We start from the raw sequence: 20,804 nt of genomic DNA, 5'->3' as shown, positions 1-20,804 counted from the left end.
TGTGATTCCCTGCTTAAGGTAGGAATTATTTCACTTGTTTTTCAAAAAGCCGTAACTTGAGTGCATAATTTTACACTCCATTTATGGAACTACGGCTGTTAGTGCATCCATTCTACAAAACGTAGTTATTTTTTAGTAAATACAATCTCATTATATATGAAGCGACTGATCAAAGCGTACTTTTACTTATTATTTATCTGCCTACTGCCTTTTATAGGAGTAGCACAGACCACTTCTACTCCATCCCCTAAATGGAAAGAAATAGAACGACTTATCTCCATCAGGAACTATGAGCAAATGCTGCCCGTCCTCGCAGACATTAAGGCCGAAGCCCGCCGCAAGGACAATTCAGCAGAATGGATACGCGCTATTGTTGCCGAAGGCCAGACAAAGAAGGTCAATCGTACCAATGACAGCTCGTTTGTCGAAATCGAGAAATATTTTCAGCAGCAGATCAAGCAGGCATCCGCAGTAGAAAAAGCAATACTGAATAATTTTTACGCGCTATTTCTTGCCTCTAATATAAACCGATACCTCAGCGACACAGACAATGACTTTATTGCGAGCGACAGCAAACAAAAAATAAAACACATCGATTCCTTATTCAACCTTTCTCTTGAACCAAAAGAGTCTTTACTCCAAGCTCCTTTAGAAAAATGGGGGGACCTATTTGTCTCCATCCAAAACGTATCGTTATCCCCTACCTTATATCATTTTTTAGCGTACCAATACATCGATTTTCTCGCCACCTATCAGCGGGACAATGAAGACAAAGTAAATAAGTTAAAACAAAACATTATTGCGATCAATCAAAGTAAGGGATACGCCAATGCGACGTCTTATGTGCATTCGCTGAAACAGGGTAATTCCTATGCCTATGGTACGGCCCTTGAGACAACAACCAACTATTTGGACATTATTGCAAAAAACAAAAGCGATTACAATGCTTACCTATTAGCTCAAGTAGCTGGAATCTACAATAGTCGGAATAACAAAAAGGAAGCTTTAAAATACGTTAATCAAGCCTTAACAGAATATCCCGAGTCGCCTTGGATTGACGAAGCAAAGAACCTTTTAAAAGTAATCAAACAGGTTAACATCCAACTTACCGCCAAATCATTTGCTCCTGCCAATCAATATACACCAATTAGAATCAGTACCTCAAATGCAGACAGTCTCTACATCCGCGTCTACAACACCAGCAATACGCTAAAATCGTATCGAACTTTCGATGTTAAATATGATTCACTGACCCATCAGACGAGCTTAGATGCAAAACTTGTATATGAGGAGTCACTGTCGTTGAAGTCCTTTACAGACTATCAAAGCCATAGTACCCTGTACAAATTGAACCCGCTTCCATTTGGCAATTACACGGTTCTAGTATCCAACAACAAGGACTTTAAAGATGATGGCCTGTATCTCGAAGTCGTAAATCAGCAAATTATCATTTCCGACCTTTTTATTTCGGCCAGTCAAGATAAAGCCGATGACAATAGTACCTTATTTAAAGGACTATTACTAGACCGAATGTCGGGCAAGCCTTATACTGATCAAAAAATACAGTTATATGAACTGAACCGTTACAATACCCTAGATCTGGTTCAGGGACTACGCACCGATACAAAAGGTGAGTTTTCGTATGCTTCTAAACAGCAACGAGAATTTGGTGATTACCTGCTCTATCTCCCACAGGAAAATCAATTGATCGACCTCAGTAGATTAAAAACCATAGGCCGTCATGTTTACAATAGACCGCAACCGGACGAAAGTAATCAAATTTCGATACAGACGCTGACAGATAGGGCTATCTACAGACCGGGACAACGCGTTTACTTTAAAAGCATCTTGTACAATAGTCACGCGCTATTGGGCAAAGTGATGGAAAAAGAAGAGCTAAAGATTTATCTTCACGATGCCAATTATCAGAAAATAGACTCTTTGACCCTGAGCAGCAATGCTTATGGTTCGATAAATGGGAGTTTTATTTTGCCCAACAAGACATTGACAGGGTCATTCAGAATCGTAGCTCTACATAAGGGCAAAGAGCAAGGCTCCCATTATTTCCAGGTCGAGGAGTACAAAAGACCGACTTTCAAAGTAACGTTTGATACGAACAAAGAGACTTATACACTCCGAGATACAGCCGTATTTACAGGTTCTGTAGAAATGCTATCTGGAGCAGCATTGCCGGATGCAACAGTAAAATACAACATCACATTCTATAGTAACAAGCACCGCCAATATGTTACTTATATAGACACCACCATGACCACTGATGCAGAAGGGAAGTTTGCCTTTAAGGTGGCTCTAATGGATTCTACTTTTAAAGGTTTGGATAATTTCTACCTACAATATAATGCCGAAGTAACCAGTCAGAGCGGTGAGATGCAAGCCGCAGGCGGGCAGTACAGTTTCTCTACTCGCCCATGGCAGATTCAAATCCAGACCAGCAGCCGAATGGAGGAGAAAAAATGGAAAAATTTGACCATTAAGACCACCAATCAAAATCACCAACCACTTCTGTTTTCTGGTAAGGTCAATATATACCGTTTGAGTCAACCAACGACAGTCATGACCAGAGAAAGTAGCCAGATATTCGGCAACCTCGAATGCCATCTCTTGAGCATTGAGGAATACGAAAGATATTTTCCAACAACATTTGATCGGAGCCTATTACAAAAAGAACCACAAAAAGAATTGCTCGCGTCCTACGACTTCGACACACGCGACACCGGTTTGGTCCAGATAGACTCCAATCTATTTGCCAAAGGGCGCTATATGATCGAAGCCATCAGCATACAAGATGGAGACACCATAAGAGCGACCAATTACGTACAGCTGTACGATGCAGTCACTAAAAAAGTCAGCAATAACGAGTTCTTGATAGCCAATACCGACAAGACAAACTATAGCATTGGGGACAAAGTCACCATCACCTATCAAACGGATGAGAAAAATGCCAAATACCTCTATTTATTCAGTTCCCTTGGAGCATCAAAAAAGCCAACCCAACTGTTGGCTATAAAAAATGGTCAAGCGACCTACACCTTCACGCTAGAAAAAGAACAGGTATCGCCCAATATCTCTTTTACAGCCTTATTAGTCGTGAACAATAAGTTGGCTATCACATCGACAGCTATACCAGTGCTCCGACAGGATAAACTCTTACGAATTACTGCTAAAACATTTAGAGATAAAATCACCCCTGGCCAAAAGGAAAAGTGGAGTTTCAGTATCGCGCAGAAAGATCTACCAGTATCCGAAGCAGAGGTGTTGGCTACGATGTACGACAGCGCCTTGGATGTATTTGCCAACAACACCTTCCCTTCGTCATTACCACTGAATACCCCTTATTTTGATAATATCCAGTATTATTACCTCATTAACGGCTTCTACAAAGACGATTATTCCAACTCAACATTCTATAAAGACAATAGGCTACCGACCTTAGGAAATGGACTATCTCCTATTTATACCTATGGCCTATTCACTGGTGGACTCCTAAACAACCAACAGTTTTTTAACGATTTCAACTCACTAGATGAAGTTATCGTCACTGTCGGAGGCAGGCAAAAAAAGATGGTATCTGGCGTTGCTACTGGATCAACAAAAGGTGTTGAAGGGGTATTTGAAAGCGTAGCTATGTATGATGAGTTAAGAGATCCTAAACTACGGGCTGAAGTGGAGAATCTGCGTATACGAGGAGCAGCCAGCCCAGGACAATCAACTCCACTATACGTTGTAGATGGGGAAATCATCGACGGCTTTGTGCTTGAAAATTTCTCAGCAGATCAGATTGAAAAATTAGAAGTACTCAAAGATGCTGCGGCAGTAGCTCTATATGGTTCCAAAGCTGCAAATGGGGTCATTCTTGTTACAACTAAAGAAGGTAAAAAGAAACAAGATCTGTTGGACCAAGCGCAGACACGCACCAACTTACAGGAGACTGCATTTTTCTTCCCGACGTTGTACACCGACGCAGAGGGCAATATCAACTTCGAATTTGACAGTCCCGAAGCACTCACGAAATGGAAACTGCTCTTATTTGCGCACCGCAAAGATCTTACATCCGGCGACGCGACATTCATCAGCCAAACACAGAAACAGCTGATGGTACGTCCTAATCTACCTCGGTATTTCAGAGAGGGAGATGAAATCACATTGAAAGCACAGGTACAGAATATAAGTAAGCAAGCATTGAAAGGCAATGCACGGATTGAAATACTTAACCCAGAAAACGATACAAACATTACCAATCTATTTTTGGCAGGAAATAGCATGACGGCTTTCGAAGTACCTGCCACAAGCAATAGCATTGTCGAATGGAAACTTAAAGTACCGGCACATATACCTACAGTACAGATTAAAATCGTAGCCGCTACGGATTCATTTTCTGATGGTGAAATTGCAGAATTACCGATACTTTCCAATAAGGTATTAATTTCGGATACGGAAAAGATAATACTGAAGCCTAGAGAATCTAAAGATTACGACCTAAACAGCGCTAGAAAAGACAATCTACATGCTAAAGTACAAATACAGCGTAATCCTATTCTAGAAATTATCGCAACACTAGACTATCTGAAGAACTATCCTTACGAATCCACCGAACAGAGTGGTAGCAAGTGGTTTGGTCTGAAGATGGTACAATATATGGAGAAGAACTATCCAGAAATTGCCACTTACTTCAAAACACTAGACAAGGATCAAAGCAAAAGCAAACTCGAAGAAAACAGTAGTCTAAGCGAATTGAAACAAGAGGAAATGCCATGGTTACGAGCTATAAAAAGTGAAAAAGAAAAATTAGCAGCTATTGCTAGCCTTTTCAATAGCGACATCCAAGGGGAAATTAACTCCGTAGAAAAAAAGATACTGCAGAACCAAATTGACGAAGGAGGGTTCAGCTGGCTTCAAGGAGGAAAAGTAGATAGTCGTATCTCTATACGCATGCTCGAAATCGTGGGTAAAGTGCTCCACCTCGACCATAGTCTAGTGGATTCGGACATGCTAGATGCAATGGAAAATCTCACCCAGTACCTAGACCAGGACAGTAGTATCTTTAATCCAAAGGCATCTATAGAGCTCGCTCTGAGTTACCTCTATGCCCGCCATTACTGGACAAGTTATTTCAAGCCTCAGGGCAACAGCATCCAACAGCTCACCAATAAGTTGGTAAAAGCCCCAGAAGTGACCGCCAAAGGATCGGCAGGTTTAGCAGCCAAAGCATGGGTAGTCAACCAATTGTATGGTAACGCCAAACAATCAAATGAACTAAAGAACAGAATTAGTCAGGAGGTCGTCCATGATAAAGACAGAGGAATGTACTGGCCGAGCAACGACCGTGCTTATGATGCTGTAAGTATGCAGTCGTACCTTGTTGAAGCCTACAAACTAAACGACCCTTCTCAGCTTCAGGCCATAACCCAATGGTTATACTATAAAAAACAAGTAAACCATTGGAGCAGTACCTGGATGACGGTAGATGCCATCTATGCGCTACTAATCGCTAATAATCCCGATGACTTTAGCTTGGATAACAAGGTAAACGTACTTGTTGACCGCCAACAGACGGACACTAAAGATATCGTATTGGGCCAAGTATCACTAGATTTCGATCGGTCTGCACTGGAAAAAGACAAACAGCTTGCTATTCAAAACAACAACAATAGAACGATATACGGCGGGATCTATCACCAGTATTTTGTTCCGCTTTCCGAAGTGAAGCGGAACACCAATGCCCTCTCTGTTCAGAAGCAATACCTGGTAGAACGCAACGGGACTTGGGTAGAGACCAAAGAGGCTAGACTGGGTGAGCGTATCAAAGTTAAGATCATTGTTATAAATGATGCTCCACTACAATACGTTCATCTAAAAGACAGCCGCCCATCGGGTGTGGAGCCAATCTATCAACCTTCGGGATACCGTTGGTGGCAAGGGTATTATTTCAGCATGAAAGATGCTTCGACCAACTATTTCTTTGACCATCTAGGAAAAGGAAAAAGAGAGTTTGAATATGAAATAAAAACAAACAATATCGGCATATTCAACTCAGGGATCAGTAGTATTGAATGCATGTATGATCCGACAGTGAATGCGAGATCGGCGAACATACAACTCGTCATCGTGCCTTAACGCACTTGTATAATAGACGCAAAAAAGGGGCGCTCAACAAACACAGTTGGCGCCCCTTTTTAGTAAACAGACTCAAGTTATGTATTTTTTATATCTATCGAGACAACCTTTTCTTTAGGCACTTCCTTATCCTTCTTGGCCGATGTCAGGCTGTGCCCCCCGAGTATTGGTGCTATGACCAAACCTACCAAACAAGTAAGTTTGATTAAGATATTCATAGAGGGGCCCGATGTATCTTTAAAAGGATCTCCTACTGTATCTCCCGTTACAGCCGCTTTATGTGCCTCCGACCCCTTATAGGTCATCTCACCATTTATTTCTACCCCTGCTTCAAACGACTTCTTCGCATTATCCCATGCTCCTCCAGCATTATTCTGAAATATAGCCCATAATACGCCCGACACAGCCACTCCTGCCATATAGGCACCCAATGCTTCAGGTCCCATAATAAAACCAACCAGAATCGGGGTGATAATAGTTAAAGCCCCAGGCAACATCATTTCGCGTAGCGCTGCTTTGGTCGAGATCTCCACACATTTATCATACTCCGGCTTACCTGTCCCCTCCAATATCCCTGGTATTTCACGAAACTGCCGACGTACCTCGTTGACCATATCCATCGCTGCCTTACCTACAGATTGCATCGCTAACGCCGAAAACACCACAGGTACCATACCACCGATAAAGAGAGCCGCGAGCACATCCGCCTTAAAGATATTGATACCATCTATTCCCGTAAAGGTGACATAGGCCGCAAATAAAGCAAGAGCAGTCAAGGCTGCAGAAGCAATAGCAAACCCTTTCCCTACTGCCGCAGTTGTATTACCGACCGAATCCAGCACATCGGTACGTTGACGGACCTCTTTTGGCAACTCGCTCATTTCGGCAATCCCCCCTGCATTGTCAGCAATAGGACCGAAGGCATCAATAGCAAGTTGCATCGCTGTAGTAGCCATCATCGCAGAAGCTGCAATAGCGACTCCATAGAATCCAGCTAGCGCATAAGACCCCCAGATAGCAAAAGCAAATAATAAGACCGACGAAAAGGTCGATATCATCCCCGTAGCTAGACCAGCGATAATATTAGTTCCCGCTCCCGTTGATGAATTCTGCACAATATTAAGAACAGGTTTCTTCCCCAATCCAGTATAGTACTCCGTAAAAGCAGAAATCAATCCTCCAACAGCTAACCCCACCAACGTTGCATAGAAAATATTCATTCGAGGTATATCTTTCAAGCCCTCACCAAAAAAATTCATCTTTATCACCTCCGGAAGCATGTACTGAATCAAGAAAAAACAAGCCACAACTGTCAGAATAATAGAGGTCCAATTGCCCATATTCAGCGCCTTCTGCACTTGGGCTTCCTTAGCATCGTTGCTCGATACTTTCACAAAGAATGTACCGATGATTGAAGCCAGTATGCCGACTCCGGCAATCACAATAGGCAGTAAAATCGGCCCCATTCCTTGAAACGCATCCGTATATACTGTTCCTGATGCTTCACTCATATCTTTGACCACATAATTGCCTAATACCATAGAAGCCAGCACCGTCGCTACATAAGATCCAAAAAGATCGGCCCCCATTCCGGCCACGTCTCCCACATTATCTCCTACATTATCTGCTATTGTTGCTGGATTACGCGGGTCATCCTCAGGGATACCTGCTTCGACCTTACCGACCAAATCAGCGCCCACATCGGCTGCCTTCGTATAGATACCTCCACCAACACGCGCAAATAAAGCGATTGATTCTGCTCCTAATGAGAATCCTGCCAATGCCTCCAATACTACCGTCATTTCGCTATAAAAGCTACCATTTCCAGATACAAACATTTTGACGAATAACAGGAAGAAGATGTTCAATCCCAAAACAGCCAATCCAGCAACCCCCAGCCCCATCACAGTCCCTCCCGAAAAGGAAACTTTTAAAGCCTGTGGCAGGCTACTACGGGCAGCCTGTGTAGTGCGGACATTCGCACTAGTCGCGATACGCATGCCGATATTTCCGGCCAATGCCGAAAAGAAAGCACCAAACACAAAAGCGACTACAATAATCCAATGGGTAGTCTCTACCAAGGTAGAAACAAAAAATAGGGCGAGCGAAGCTATAATCACAAAAATTAAAAGAATACGATACTCCGCTTTCAGAAAGGCCATTGCCCCCTCTTGAATGCTCTTTGAAATGGCTTGCATTCGGTGTTCACCCGAATCTTGCTTTTTTACCCAACTTGACTTGGATAGCATAAATAATAAACCGAGCACAGCAAGGGCTGCTGGTAGGTAAATGATAAGGTTCTCCATAAACTGTTTATTTTGGTTACTAGTTAAAGCTATCATTTTTTTCTGACAACAAAAAACCTTTAACACTTTCTTTTTGAGACCCTTCTACTAAAAAAAGAGATTAATTTGTAAGCCAGTAAAATTGGGAATTACGTTCTTCAACCTTGCCCAAATCAACTAATCCACGTAATACCTGGATCCGTTTGCTTTCGTCCGCAACAGGAATTGCATCAACTAGTTCGTGTAATCCCAAAGGCTTCTCCAGCAATAGAACCCGTATTTCCTGTTCTATTTTCTCTGCCTGTACTGCTTTAAAATCCCGTGTCAGGCACAGATCACAGACTCCACAGACATCGGATCCCAATTCACCAAAGTAGGATAATAGTGCCTGGCTACGACATGTTTTTTCATCCAAATACTGGTATAGCGCTTTAACCTGTTGCTCGCGAATCTGCCTCCGCTCACGGAGAAAGTCAGCATCAATGTACAGATTTTTATAATCCACCCGGCTTTGTAAAAATTGAAGTTGAGGTTTGTCCGTACTTTTTAAATAGGATGCAATCTGTTGTTTCTCCAACCCCTGCAACAGTTCTACAATCACCTCATAGGGCAGTTTCAGCTTTTTTGCAAATTCGTATTCATTGATAGGTACATAAAAGTCAAAGACACCCCCATAAGTACGTAGCACCGCTTTGATTATAGGATCATATTTAGCCGACTGAACCTGGAATTTATACAGTTCCTGAAAATCTATTTCAAATTTTAACCGAGAAGGTATATAGACTGCTTCTGATAATACCAGCCATCCGTCACGCTCTAAGAACTTTAGTGCACTCAAAGTCTGCAGCAGATCCAATCCATATTTTTTACTGAACTCGACAATATCAAAATCAAAAAAACTTCCTTTCCCTGCGCCATAGGCAATCTGATAATGATTTGCCAAATAATGATAAACCTGCTGAATAAAGGTAATCTCTGGAAAACTATTTTCCAGACTTGTCCACAGTTTATCCCTATCACTCCGCTGATACAGCAGTACCGGAAATGCCTTCTTATCATCTCGCCCGGCCCGCCCCGCCTCCTGATAATAGGCCTCCAAAGAGTCAGGTATGTCCAAGTGGATAACGAATCGAACATCAGACTTATCGATTCCCATACCAAAAGCATTTGTCGCGACGATAACCCGGGTCTTGTTCGAAAACCAGGCATCCTGCTTTATGGCACGCTCTTTCATACCAATACCAGCGTGATAATAATCGGCTGGCACGCCATGATTCAGTAAGAAACGGGCAACCTCCTGCGTCTCTCTTCGATTCCGTACATAGACAACCCCAGTTCCGCCGACCTTCTTCACGATACGTAGCATACGCCCCATCTTATTCTCCTCCTCCAGTGCCATATACCCTAAATTGGTCCGTGCAAAGCTGCGCTGTAAAACATTTGGCGTTGTAAATCCTAATTTCTCCTGAATATCGACCACCACATCTGGCGTCGCTGTTGCCGTCAACGCTAGAAAAGGAACTTTCGGATGCAATTCGCGAAGCGTTGCAATCTGCAGATAAGAAGGTCGAAAGTCATATCCCCATTGTGAGATACAGTGCGCTTCATCGATAGCCCAGAGATTGACTTTCATATAACGAAGACGTTCTCTCACCAAATCAGAATATAAACGCTCGGGTGCTAAATAAAGGAATTTCGTCTTTCCAAAAATACAATTGTCCAGTGCAATATCCACTTCACGATATCCCATCCCAGAATAAATAGCTATCGCTTCTATTCCACGACTACGGAGCTGCTCTACCTGGTCCTTCATCAATGCAATCAACGGACTGATCACGACACAGATACCTTCCTGCAACAGTCCTGGCACCTGAAAACAAATTGACTTCCCCCCTCCTGTGGGCATTAGAGCAAGGGTATCCCGACCTTTAAGGACAGAATCGACAATATCTTCCTGTAAAGGCCGGAAGCTATCATATCCCCAATACTGCTTTAATATAGAAAGACTATTTTCAACCATATTTTATTCTTCATCCCAAACATAAGCAAAATTATTTTTGAGTATATACATCTGCTCCTCAAGAATAGTTTTATCCGCCTGAAGAATTCTAATAGCGTTATCAGAATTACTCCCATCGATCAGAATCAATGGAGAAGCTCGAAACCTATGTCTGATATCCTCAATTGTATTCTTGCTGTTTTTTCGCCAAATGACTATATCAACTCCTGTCAAAGTATCAGGAAGCAGCGTCTCTAAAATCAGTATTTTTTTCCCACCTATTGACAACGTATAATTTTGCCGTCCCATGGATGGTAATTTCCTATATTCAATCTCCTCTTGTGGAGAAAAACGCTCTAGATCCGGAAGGATCGCAAAGCGACTATCACGATGCGTCAAGGAATCAAAAGTACAATACAACATCACTTTTCCCTTTTTGATCTGTGCTATAGCCAAATCTGAACGAACATTATAAATGCGATATCCACTGTATTCCAGTCGCCTTATATAGGCGACACTGCTCGTTACCGAAAAAAGCACAAATACTACCATCCCAATAAAAAGTGCTCTTTTACTCTTAAAATTCCACGACCAAACCATCAATAACAACATTAACAAAACCAAGATGACCTGTATATCACTCCAAACAATCCCTTTCAGAACAGCCTTCGGCAATCTCTCTAAATACTGCAAACCATAGACAGAAAAATGTAATAATTCCTGTAAAAGCATGCCTACATAAGCGTTGATACTAGCGAATGGACATAAAGCCAGAACTACACCAAGATACATGATACCTGTACTGGGAAGAGCTATAAATAAATTTGCTGGAATAAAATAAGTAGGAAACTGCCCAAAATAATATAACACGACAGGTAATGTAAACAACTGGGCTACAATGGAGATATAAGTATACTCCACGAGCAACCGTCCCCATCTATTCTTGGGTAGATACAGCTTTTTTAGCAGAGGATGCAATAATACTATTCCTAAAACGGCCAGATAAGATAGTTGGAATCCGACATCAAACAAGCTTTTAGGCATAAACAGCACTATAAACAGAGCTGATGCAAATAACGTATTCAGTGTTACCTGTTGTCTATTTACAGCTAAAGACAGAATAAAAAATGTAATCATAATCCCTGCCCGAAGTATCGGAGGGCTCATTCCTGTAAGAACAACATATCCCCATACCATCCCTATAATGATAATACTACGCAAATGAGATCCATTAGGAAAATAATCCACCCATTTCAACAACAGCATTAATAGTCCGAAAACTAGCGCTACATGTAATCCCGAAACACTCAATATGTGTACAGTCCCCGTATTCGTGAAGGCATTTACCATGCGTTCATCCATCTCAGAGCGATACCCAAAAATTAACGCCACAGCCAATTGAAAAGCATAGGGATCGTCTACATATCGTGAAAACTTAGCCATCATCCGTTCCCGCAACAACAACGCTTTTGCTAAGATCGGGTTCCCCTTCCCAGTATCTACCTTTTTCACCAGCTTTTCTGGAACAAAGCACTGAAACCAAATATCTTTGCTTTTCAAATAGCCTTTATAGTTAAACATTTTGGGATTAGTAGGAGGTGGTATCTCTTGAGAACGGTTCGGAACGTGTAAAAGATCGCCATATTTAACATGCAATCTCGATACGGAATCCAATCCTATAGTCACCATCATCTTACCTACGGTATGAATCTTACCCTCGTCGCGCATCACGGCTTTCACTACAACAGGAAACCGGAGTGTTTTTCCTTTGGTCTGAGGCTCATCATCGATCACAATTAAAAAACCATCTCCCTTGATATTTGAAAAATGATAAGGTTGATAGGAGGGCATAGTCCGTACGGTCAATGTGATGCCGAGTACCATCCACATAGCATAAAAAGCAACTGCAAACAGCACTCTCCCCCCATCCAATCTCCGCCTCTGAAAAGCCAGGAGCTGCAAAACGAATAAAAAAATTAATAAAAAGGTCCAAAAAGGGAAGAAATCAAGACTGCTATAATACGCAATGCATACACCTATAGCAAAGAACAAGAACGGCCTAAGCATAGGTACCTTGCCCAACTCTAAGCCAAGGATATTATCTTTTACCATTGCCATCGAACCTGTACGTTTACATCCGTTTTTCTCTTCCCCGCAATTAAATCTAAGCCCGATCCGATATCACCACGATCAAAGTAATAGGTTATTGCATACCGTGCCCAAAAATCTAGATTTTTGAGAATCTTATATCGTATATTAAGGTAACTACGAAGACCTTTATCATAGTACATTGGAAAACCGGATGCGTAAAGCACATTATTTTCATAAGCATAAATTCTGGAATCATAGCCCTCTGTATCGAAATAGGCCATTCTATAATTAAATTGTAGTCTAGGCTGTCTTAGCTGCCAAAAAGCATCCTGATAAAACAGGAATCCCTTACTTTTAGCTGCAATCTCTTTAGCAAAAAGCATCGCTTCAGCTCTTGAGCGTATGCGCCAACTATCGCTCAACTTGTATTGAAAATCAACACGAAATTGGTTTCTATCCACATCTGCCAACATATTGGTATGCCGCCCCTCTAGATTGACATTTTCTTGCCGGAGACGATGCCGATAACGAAATGTCAACTTTCCGACTTTGTACCAGGTGTAGGTAAATTGACTCAATAAATCTACGCCTGCACTCGGTGCGTCAACACGGTAGCGTAACCAAGGAAATTGAAAAACATCGACATAATTGCCCCACTCCACCTTTCTACTAGGGTGATAAACCACTCCTGTATATACCCCTTTTTCATTAGCGACTTGGCTTCCCTCACCTAAAGACTGTCCATAGATACTATAATAATCTCGTTGATAATTCCTATAATTAGCAAATAAGGATAGCTTGGAATGTAGACTGGCTATGACCCCATTATTGGTAGCCCAACCTCCCCCAAAACTATAAGCTGTCTCACCAAAAAAATAATAGTTCCGAAAAGTGTAATTGTAGTTAGCCCCTATTAGGTGCAGACTCGTCCCCTGAAAATCAAACCTTTGACGTAGATCCTCGCCTCTTATTTTTAGTCCATCGTATGTCGATCCCATATAGGTAAGACCAACCTTCAACCTCCCATACCTATACATCACATGACTACCATATGCGACTTGTCCAATTGCTCTTCTATAGATCTGCTCTGTGGGGGTACGATGCAGTCCAGAATGGCTTATCCTAGTGATAAGGCGATTCCCATCCAGTTCTTCGACTTTTCCTGAGAGCCGATTGTAAGCAACGAAGGGAATCCATGTAAACGCCCCTCGTTCGACAGCGGCGGCTATCCCTCGTTGAAAATTGCTTTCATTCATCGAAGAATACGGCACGAGCCCCAGCCCTTGCCGAGCCACACTGCCTATCCAAGCCCCCTTGCCAAAACTCAAGCCATTCCACGAAATAAGCCCTTGCCCAAACTGGAGTGCATAGTCACCTATGACGAGCTTTTTAACATGCTTACTTAATGCCCTCACCTCAATATGTCCCGAATAAAAATCAAATCCGTAACGTTGCTTTTCCTTCAAAAAAGGTTCACCTGCATCCTTTTCCATGTTAATAGCTATTCGAATCTGATTGTCATAATTCCAACGGTATCGAAGCGCATAGCGATTCGCATCTCCCAAATACCTATTTTTATCCTCATCCTGTATCTCATATCCCTTTGCTCGTTCTAGATTACGGCCATAACGCATCATCACCATGTGCTCATCTTTGTCCATAATCGTTCTAAAGTTCAACGCCTTAAAAGAAGTTGGCGTAGCAATATAAACGAATGGAAGTATACGTTGAATCGTTTCGGTATTAAATCCTTTGATAGCCTGAAGCTCCAGTATATTAATAAATTCACCAGATTTGGTCCGATGAAAAATCAAGTTATCGATCTGCTGAGGTGATAGGAAAAAAAGTGAACTAAGTTCGGCTTCACTTGCAGTATTGAGATTTAAAGGCTTCTTTAAATAATAATTTAATTTCTCCGAAATCTCACTGATATCTACATCTTCTCCCAATTCTTCATGAAGCTGTTCCAAAAGAAGTTCCGCAACCTCCTCCTCTTGTGCCAGAGTGCGATCAGGCAACAAACCCAACGTCACCACAAAAAATACAAGTCTAAAAACCATAAGCCAAGGATAACTGAGGAGAAGCTCCCAACCGCGTATGGAAAGACGAAGAAATATCACATAACAATTTTCCCAAGGTCATTCCGATTCCCGTAAAATACTGCATAGGCACCAACGTTGCCCCACCTCTTAAAATAATTAGGTCATCGATATGATAAGCAATTCCAAATCGAGGATCTATTTCACGAAACGCATTATAATAAACATCAGCCGTAAACAAGACTTCTTTAGATATGTTGAACAACAATCCTGCTCCAACCTCCCGCGTAACGTATTGATCTATCGTATCGTCAAATCGGGAAGCAGTAACATTGCGGAGCAACAAACCGAGAGACAGTGAGTTACTGACATTAAGATGCGCCCCTAAATCCAAAGAAAGCGTATTATCTCCCCCATAGCCTTTAACATGATATTGATGATAGTTCGTTGATACCGACGTAGAGAAAACATTACCAAATGTCCGCACATAAATTGCCCTCAGCGTCAATAGAGAGGAAGTTGCTTTCAATCCATAGTTATTAACAGCAAGACCTAAGGCGTTGATCCGTCCTAAAGGCAAAGCAGCTAATAGTGCCTGCGCCCGGATATCATTTGTTAAAAAATGGGGTTGATACCCTACTCCAATACGAGGCCGTCGTAATTGGCCGATTACCGCTGCATTGGCAGTTAGACCATAGACCGAAGGCACCGCCAATCCTGTATTCGCCATGCCCTGCATAGGGGCTCCATAAAATTCTTGCGAACACACGTTTATGCAAAGAAACATCAAAAATAATATCACACTTGACTTCATAGTGTAAATAATTGGTTGTCACCAATTTACAAAAACAATTCCACAATAAAAAAATGATATACAATTCAACTCTTTTAAACAGAGAGTTCCGGCTAGCCGATTGACACAAAAAAAGCCAGATAGTAAACTATCTGGCTCTCCATATAATGACAAGATTCCGTTAGGTATCTATCTTTGCATATTTTGCATTTCTTTCTATAAACTCTCTTCGCGGAGCCACTTCGTCACCCATCAACATAGAGAATACACGGTCAGATTCTGCTGCATTCTCTATCGTTACCTGACGTAGAGTACGCTTCTCTGGGTTCATTGTTGTTTCCCATAGCTGCTCTGCGTTCATCTCTCCAAGTCCCTTATAACGCTGTACGTGTACAGAATCTTCTTTACCAGTACCTTTCAGACGCTGTATCGCAGCTAAACGTTGGTCTTCTGTCCAAGCATACTCCGACTCCTTCCCTTTTTTGACCAAATACAATGGTGGAGTAGCGATATAGATATAACCTTTCTCGATCAATTGGCGCATATAACGGAAATAGAATGTCAGAATCAAGGTAGCAATGTGGCTACCGTCGACGTCCGCATCCGTCATGATAATGATCTTGTGATACCGTAGTTTAGCCGTATTCAATGCTTTAGGATCCTCCTCTGTACCAACAGACACCCCCAAGGCCGTAAACATATTCTTGATTTCTTCACTTTCGTAAATCTTATGCTCCATAGCCTTCTCTACGTTCAGGATTTTACCGCGTAGTGGCATGATAGCTTGATAATTACGATCACGTCCTTGTTTGGCCGTTCCACCCGCAGAGTCTCCCTCGACAAAGAAAATCTCACATAAAGCAGGGTCATTACTTGAACAGTCAGCCAATTTTCCAGGAAGCCCAGATCCACTCATCACCGTCTTACGTTGTACGAGTTCACGTGCTTTACGCGCCGCGGCCCTAGCTTGAGCGGCTATGATTACTTTTTGCACGATAACTTTAGCTTCTCTTGGGTTCTCTTCCAAGTATACGCCTAAGATCTCTCCCACAGCAACATCTACTGCTCCCATGACCTCAGTATTCCCTAGCTTCGTCTTAGTCTGACCTTCAAACTGGGGCTCCGCAACTTTTACAGATATAACAGCTGTCAATCCCTCTCTAAAGTCATCCCCAGTCACCTCAACTTTTGAATTCTTCAATAGCCCAGACTCATCTGCATATTTCTTCAAAATACGCGTCAGACCTCTACGAAATCCAGCGACGTGTGTCCCCCCCTCTATCGTATTGATATTATTGACATAAGAATGCACATTCTCAGAATACGTATCGTTGTATTGGAAAGCCAATTCGACCGGAATCCCTTGCTTAATACCTTCCAAATAAATTGGATCAGGAATTAAGGAAGTACGATTACCGTCCAAAAACTTGACAAACTCTTGAAGTCCGCCCTCAGATAAAAATACATTCTTCTTCTCTGTACCATCTTCATTGGTTTCGCGTTCGTCCAACAACGTAAGGGTGATTCCTTTATTCAAGAAAGCAAGCTCACGTAGACGGTTAGCTAATGTATCATAGTTATAAACAGTAGTCTGTGTAAAGATCTCTGGATCCGGAGAAAATGTTACGATAGTACCTGTAACATCCGAAGTACCAACTTCTTTAACATCATACATCGGTTTTCCCTTTTCATATTCTTGGTTGAATACTTTTCCTTCGCGATGTACTTCAGCTTTCAGGTGTATAGACAAAGCGTTCACACAGGATACCCCCACACCGTGAAGTCCTCCAGATACTTTGTACGTATCCTTATCAAACTTACCACCGGCGTGCAACACCGTCATGACGAGCTCCAATGCGGATTTATTTTCCTTTTTATTTATACCAGTCGGAATACCCCTACCGTTATCTTTTACAGAAATTGAGTTGTCCTTATGGATAGTTACATGGATATCATTACAGTAACCTGCAACAGCCTCATCGATAGAGTTATCAACAACCTCGTAAACTAAATGGTGTAAACCCTTGGGGCCTGTGTCCCCAATATACATGGATGGACGTTTACGTACCGCTTCTAACCCCTCTAATACCTGGATATTATCAGCTGAATACGTTGTAGGATTCTTTTTTTCTTCGCTCATGTAATATATTAATAACAGAAAAAATTAACTCTCAAAGTTAATAAAAATTAGGCACTTAAGCAAGTGCTCACAGCGGTAAAATGGCCTTAAAAATTCTTTTTTTGCGGACAAAAAAGCGAAAAAGATGGATTTGTAATTTTTTTATAGTAGGTTTGTTTTTTCAACGAGAAAAGGACATAAAAGACATTGGCCCACAAGCCCCTCATCTTAAGAAGAAAGTCCGATTGAACGTTTAAACAGAAGCATAAAAAAAGATCAAAATAGACAAAATAATGAATAGAATTTTAGCAAACTTATCAAAAGTTACTTTAGGATTAATACTAGCAGCATCGATTACATCTTGTAATCAAAATGCGTCCAATACGCCAGCTTCTAAAAATGATAGCACAGCTACCTCTCCAGCAAAAATTCAAGAGAAAATTGTCTATGTAAACTCAGATACACTTTCTGAAAAATATGTATACTTCAAGGACATCAAATCTAAACTTGAAGCTAAAGTAAAGAAAGCCCAAACGGACTTACAATCTAAAGGACAAGCATTCCAAAGAGAAGTTGCAGAATATCAGCAAAAAGCAGCTACAATGAGTGCCTCTGAGCGCCAAGCTACAGAAGAAAAATTAGCGCGTAAACAAGATGAGTTAGGAAGATTAGATCAGAACGCTTCTCAATCCCTAGCACAAGACGAAGCTACAGAATTCAATGCGGTCTATAACGCGATTACAGAGTACCTGAAAAAGCATGCTGAAGAAAAAGGATATCAGTTCGTATTGACGTATTCTAAAACAAATCCTGCAGTAATCTACGCAGATTCTAAATTAGATATCACTAAAGAAGTGGTTGAAGCGTTGAACAAAGAATACAGCGCAAAGAAACCAGCTGAAAAGAAATAATCAAAAATCAGCTATAAAATAAAAGAGGGATTCAAACTTGGTTTGAATCCCTCTTTTATTTTTAATAAATTGAAGGTTTTAAGTTAATGGTAACTTATTCATCCTTGATAATATAAACCAATATGACTACTTTAATGGCAAATTAAAGCAACCTCTTATGGTAACATATATCCTCCAGCACCCTGAAAGCAGTTTTGAATGGATCGACATATCCAATCCAAAAATAGAAGATTTCGCGGAACTGAAGGAAAAATACAAACTCAATGATGCTTCTATAAAAGATTGTTTGGAAACTGGACATCTTCCAAAAATAGAAGAATTCGAAAACTACCATTTCCTTATACTACGATCAATTCCGAATAAATTTGATGAAGAATCAGACTCCTTAGTCGAAGTCACCGATCGGATATCCCTATTTTACAATGAAAGTGTCGTAATCACCGTGCACCGGAATCAAATCGATTTCCTCGAACGTCTTAAAACAATCGAGCGCTCCCACAGAAGACTACAATCCAGCAAAACACTAGTCAATGCTTTGGTATCGGATACGCTCAAAACATTTGAAGACCTAGTCCTAGGAAAAATGGCCATGCAGCTTGATGAATACGAAGAGATTGTTTTTCTGCACCATCGAAGAAAGCCGTTTTTAAAGAAACTATACTATATCAAAAGGCAGATTGATGTCATCCGCAGTGTACTCACTCTTTACAAAGATATTGTTGATTATTTCCATATGCCGGAGTATAAAAATATCTACACACAGGACTTAAGGGATTTGTTTTCAAGAACCAGTACACTCTTTCGCAACATCTCCGAAAACACCTCCCAGTTATTGAACATCTACTTCAATATCGAGTCCAACCACACTAACGAAATCATGCGGACGTTGACCATTATATCCGTATTCTTCATGCCATTGACATTTATTGTCGGAGTCTATGGAATGAATTTCGAGAACATGCCCGAGCTGGAGTGGGAATACGGCTACGCAGGTATATTGATCATCATGGCCCTACTCTCCGTACTGATCTATTACTGGTTCAAACGAAAAAGATGGTTATAGGTTTAAATAAGCTTCTTAGACACCGTCGCCACAAACTCTTTAAGATAGAACGGCTCAAAATAAATCAGGTCTTCACCCTCCTTACTCTGAAATTTACGAAACGCAATCGTACTTAAATAGGATGACGAATGTTGGTATTCTCTATCTATTTGCACCTGCACATTACCTTCGAACAGCTCTTGTAACTTATTTGCACCTGACCCGAAAAGCACGACATTTTTAGGAGCAAAAACATCAAACGTATTTACATCGACTATAACGGCCTCCGTTTTTTGCAAACAATTCTTCTGCTCATCAAATGCCGCCATATACACTTCCATCCGCCTCGCATCCAACATCGGAATATAAACAAGATTGTCTTCTCCCGCCCGCTTTGCAATATACCCTTCGTACATGCTTTCTAAGGTATTCACACCAAGCAATGGTATATCCAATGCATAACACAATCCTTTTGCCGTAGACACCCCAATTCTAAGCCCTGTATAAGAACCAGGCCCCATACTCACCGCCACAGCAGACAGATCAGCATAATCCAATGATACACTTTTCAACAATCTATCAATACAAACAGTAAGCCCCGAAGCATGCATATTCTTCTCCTCTGCTGTAAGCTCGGCCAAGAGCTTCCCCTCCGTACCGATAGAGACCGAGCAAACCTCTGTTGCTGTGTCGATTTGCAATATATAGTTACGCATAGAATAATACTTTCTGAAAACAGGTTAAATTTAGGGTACAGGATCATGACCATGTCCTCCCCAAGGATTACAACTGGCGATACGCTTGATTGCTAACCAACCGCCTTTAAAAGGACCATATTTAAGGATAGCCTCTTTACCGTATTGCGAACAAGTCGGGGTATACCTACAGTTTGCACCTAGTAATGGAGAGATAAAAAGCTGATAAAATCGTATAATCAACAAAAAGATTCCTTGCAAAATCTTCACCGCAAACAAACCGATACTATTGATTATTTTCATTGATCAACTGTGCTAGTGCTTTTTCCATTTTTGTCCAAACCGTAGCAAAGGGCACTTCTTCCTTTCCTACGTACTGTATCGCGAGCAACAGGCCCGAAGATTTAGACTCCATGAAAGGGTAAAGTGCGATAGATTTTTGCTGTCGGTAGGCTTCCCGAATCAAACGCTTAATACGATTACGATCAGGTGCCGCCTTGAATCTGCGTTTTGATACAGAGATAACGACACTGACTGGAGATTGCACTTTCTCTAGCGCTACCTCCGTATATACCATCCGAAAAGGGTATACAACAAAAGAAGAACCACTATGGAAGAGCTTATTTAGTAAGCTCTTATTACATAGTCGTTCTTCCTTTTTAAATGTTTTTTTCATACGATGACAGAAAAGGCCG

General features: G+C 41.4%; 12 protein-coding genes. 3 read left to right on the top strand and 9 right to left on the bottom strand.

Going from position 1 to position 20,804, the window contains the following annotated elements; genetic code table 11:
* Positions 1-156 precede the first annotated feature (156 nt).
* Positions 157-6,135, top strand: a complete 5,979-nt coding sequence (locus CLV99_RS00545; protein ID WP_133582536.1) for an alpha-2-macroglobulin family protein — start codon at positions 157-159, stop codon at positions 6,133-6,135.
* A gap of 77 nt (positions 6,136-6,212) precedes the next feature.
* Here the strand turns inward: CLV99_RS00545 and CLV99_RS00540 are convergent, their stop codons facing one another.
* From CLV99_RS00540 to gyrB, 6 genes are all read right to left on the bottom strand, one after another.
* Entirely contained in the window at positions 6,213-8,441 is a 2,229-nt protein-coding gene (locus tag CLV99_RS00540) for a sodium-translocating pyrophosphatase (RefSeq protein ID WP_133582535.1), read from the bottom strand.
* Between the two features lie 100 nt (positions 8,442-8,541).
* Complete coding sequence (locus CLV99_RS00535) at positions 8,542-10,440, bottom strand: RecQ family ATP-dependent DNA helicase (RefSeq protein WP_133582534.1); 1,899 nt, start codon at positions 10,438-10,440, stop codon at positions 8,542-8,544.
* A gap of 3 nt (positions 10,441-10,443) precedes the next feature.
* The gene (locus CLV99_RS00530; protein ID WP_133582533.1) at positions 10,444-12,537 is read right to left on the bottom strand and encodes a ComEC/Rec2 family competence protein; all 2,094 of its coding nucleotides are present in this window, start codon (positions 12,535-12,537) and stop codon (positions 10,444-10,446) included.
* Complete coding sequence (locus tag CLV99_RS00525; RefSeq protein WP_133582532.1) at positions 12,525-14,570, bottom strand: ComEA family DNA-binding protein; 2,046 nt, start codon at positions 14,568-14,570, stop codon at positions 12,525-12,527. Before CLV99_RS00525 ends, CLV99_RS00530 begins: the two co-directional genes overlap by 13 nt.
* Positions 14,560-15,318 (bottom strand): hypothetical protein, encoded by a 759-nt coding sequence (locus CLV99_RS00520; RefSeq protein WP_133582531.1) that lies wholly within the window; start codon positions 15,316-15,318, stop codon positions 14,560-14,562. The genes CLV99_RS00525 and CLV99_RS00520 overlap by 11 nt, the downstream gene beginning before the upstream one ends.
* A 205-nt stretch (positions 15,319-15,523) precedes the next feature.
* Positions 15,524-17,482 carry a DNA topoisomerase (ATP-hydrolyzing) subunit B gene (gene gyrB / locus CLV99_RS00515; protein WP_133582530.1) on the bottom strand — a complete coding sequence of 653 codons (1,959 nt, stop codon included), beginning with the start codon at positions 17,480-17,482 and terminating at the stop codon, positions 15,524-15,526.
* A gap of 272 nt (positions 17,483-17,754) precedes the next feature.
* Between gyrB and CLV99_RS00510 the strand changes: the two genes are divergently transcribed.
* The gene (locus CLV99_RS00510) at positions 17,755-18,372 is read left to right on the top strand and encodes an OmpH family outer membrane protein (RefSeq protein ID WP_133582529.1); all 618 of its coding nucleotides are present in this window, start codon (positions 17,755-17,757) and stop codon (positions 18,370-18,372) included.
* A gap of 157 nt (positions 18,373-18,529) precedes the next feature.
* Positions 18,530-19,435, top strand: a complete 906-nt coding sequence (locus CLV99_RS00505; protein WP_133582528.1) for a magnesium transporter CorA family protein — start codon at positions 18,530-18,532, stop codon at positions 19,433-19,435.
* 2 nt (positions 19,436-19,437) lie between these two features.
* On the opposite strand, the gene tsaB is transcribed toward CLV99_RS00505, so the two are convergent.
* Genes tsaB through rnpA form a run of 3 tightly spaced genes read right to left on the bottom strand, consistent with a single transcriptional unit; the run spans position 19,438 to position 20,785 of the window.
* A complete protein-coding gene (gene tsaB / locus CLV99_RS00500; protein WP_133582527.1) occupies positions 19,438-20,130 on the bottom strand; it encodes a tRNA (adenosine(37)-N6)-threonylcarbamoyltransferase complex dimerization subunit type 1 TsaB in 693 nt (230 codons plus the stop codon).
* 30 nt (positions 20,131-20,160) lie between these two features.
* Complete coding sequence (yidD, locus tag CLV99_RS00495; protein ID WP_021071404.1) at positions 20,161-20,412, bottom strand: membrane protein insertion efficiency factor YidD; 252 nt, start codon at positions 20,410-20,412, stop codon at positions 20,161-20,163.
* On the bottom strand, positions 20,396-20,785 hold the full coding sequence (gene rnpA / locus CLV99_RS00490; protein WP_133582526.1) for a ribonuclease P protein component: 390 nt from the start codon (positions 20,783-20,785) through the stop codon (positions 20,396-20,398). Before rnpA ends, yidD begins: the two co-directional genes overlap by 17 nt.
* Positions 20,786-20,804 lie beyond the last annotated feature (19 nt).

Origin of the sequence: Sphingobacterium yanglingense (genome assembly GCF_004363245.1) — a bacterium.
Lineage (GTDB): Bacteria > Bacteroidota > Bacteroidia > Sphingobacteriales > Sphingobacteriaceae > Sphingobacterium > Sphingobacterium yanglingense.
The sequence above is the reverse complement of the archived record's forward strand: the minus strand, read 5'-3'. Positions and strand labels throughout refer to the sequence as shown.